This window comes from Pseudoalteromonas sp. NZS37, assembly GCF_015864265.1.
Lineage (GTDB): Bacteria > Pseudomonadota > Gammaproteobacteria > Enterobacterales > Alteromonadaceae > Pseudoalteromonas > Pseudoalteromonas arctica.
Map to the genome: position 1 here is coordinate 1 of NZ_JADYXL010000038.1, position 1,632 is coordinate 1,632.

1 protein-coding gene and 1 pseudogene are annotated in these 1,632 nt (G+C 40.6%); both read right to left on the reverse strand.

The features are described from left to right. Nucleotides 1-30: 30 nt before the first annotated feature. Entirely contained in the window at nucleotides 31-504 is a 474-nt protein-coding gene (locus tag I6F47_RS20215; RefSeq protein ID WP_197184448.1) for a hypothetical protein, read from the reverse strand. 291 nt (nucleotides 505-795) lie between these two features. Next, nucleotides 796-1,632: pseudogene (locus I6F47_RS20225) on the reverse strand (hypothetical protein); the annotation flags it as partial.

Genomic DNA, 1,632 nt, shown 5'->3' on the forward strand with positions numbered 1-1,632 from the left:
TCAATTAGATTTTGCTCAAATGCAAGTTTATTACCTTCTGATTCCTGCAATTGCTGCGAGTCCTGCAAATGCTCCAAAGATGAAGAACCCGAACCCATTTGAAGATTTGCCAGCGCATCCGCTAGTACGGTCGGTTTCGTTTTCAATTCGCTGTGTTGATTCGCTTGCTCTTGCATTTTCGTTTGCTCCACTGGTTTTAGTTTCATTTTTAATTCGCTCAATTTCGTTTCTTACTTCCTGCGGCATCCACTCGTTACCGCTGGCCATGTCTTGCTTAACTGGTTCGCTATTTAAAGCGGGAATTTCTTCTAATGATCCGTTTATTGCTTTTTCCCATTTCGATTGCAGTTTCTCGCCACTCATTTGATTCATACCGCAATTTACGCAATGTGTATAAAGCAGTCGCCGCCCGTTACTTCTGCGGCGAACCGTTGCAAAGCCATCACACCCATCACACTCAACATTGCCCAGTGGTGGATTATTAGATTTACCTTTAGTCGACATCTGCCACCCCGTTAATTAGTCCGTCTAAATTGCACAATTTTAAAATCTTATTTAATTTATCAACCTCACCCGTTAACCACTTCACTTGGTCTTGCATTCCGTGCANCTTGCATTCCGTGCAAATCTAAAAAATCATTTGTTCTTTCAACTTTAGAAACTCTTCCATCAAGTTCATCAATAAATTCAACAGCATCATCAAGTATGCTTTCAGCGGCCTGTATTTTTTTACCCGCCTGTATTGCACTCAGTTTTTTTGCTGCGACTATTTTTACTTTTATATCTATTAATTTATTATTCAAAATCTAAAACCCCGTAGTTATTGACAGGCTCGAAACGACTGTAAAAGTCACATAGGGCCGTCATTGAATCATCGTAAAATTTACGCGTTTGCTTAAGCAGTTTATTAACCGCTGTTTCTTCTGCTTTTTCGTTTTCAACGTCTGCGCTAGTTGAATTTAAAAAAGACGTTTTTAACTGCCAGCCACGAACACCAACAGCCCAATCAATAAAACCAACAAAAGCCGTTTCACTGGCAAACTTGGCAACGCCACCAAGCGCGAAATTGCCGTTTAATTCGCTGGCTAATTCGCTCACCTTTTCGCTAACTTGCTCTAATTTATTTTCAAGCTTTTCAATAAATTGCTGGCGCTTTTCGCTAAAGTCTTTTTTATTAACGTTTTTAAGTATTTCTACTGTCCCAAGTGTTTTTTTAAGCTCTGATTGTTTAATCATTTTTCGCTGTTTTTTCGCTTCAATACCTTGTGCGTATTCTTGTATTAACCCGTACATGTGTTGTGCTTCATGGGTCGCGCAATTTTCCCACCCTTCGGCGCGCGCATACTTTGAAATATTGTAACGATTACCACGTATTTCACCCTGCGAACCTTCGCCACCTTTCACCATATAGCCAAGTGCTTTTAATAGGTAAGCCGCCGCTGCTTTAGCGTTTTTAATTCGCTCGATTGTTACAAAACCCTGCGACCAAATATTTTCAATACGTGCCGCCCATTCATGAAAAAATACGGGCTCAACATTCCAACGCATTAAAACGTGAGCATGATAATTTTGCTCACCAACGCTTGAAACTTTGCCCCATGGGTATAGGCGTTCGTTTTGGCCTATGCATTC

Excerpts from the sequence above, each read along its gene's own strand:
- I6F47_RS20215 (WP_197184448.1), bottom strand. The coding sequence starts at position 504 with ATGTCGACTAAAGGTAAATCTAATAATCCACCACTGGGCAATGTTGAG.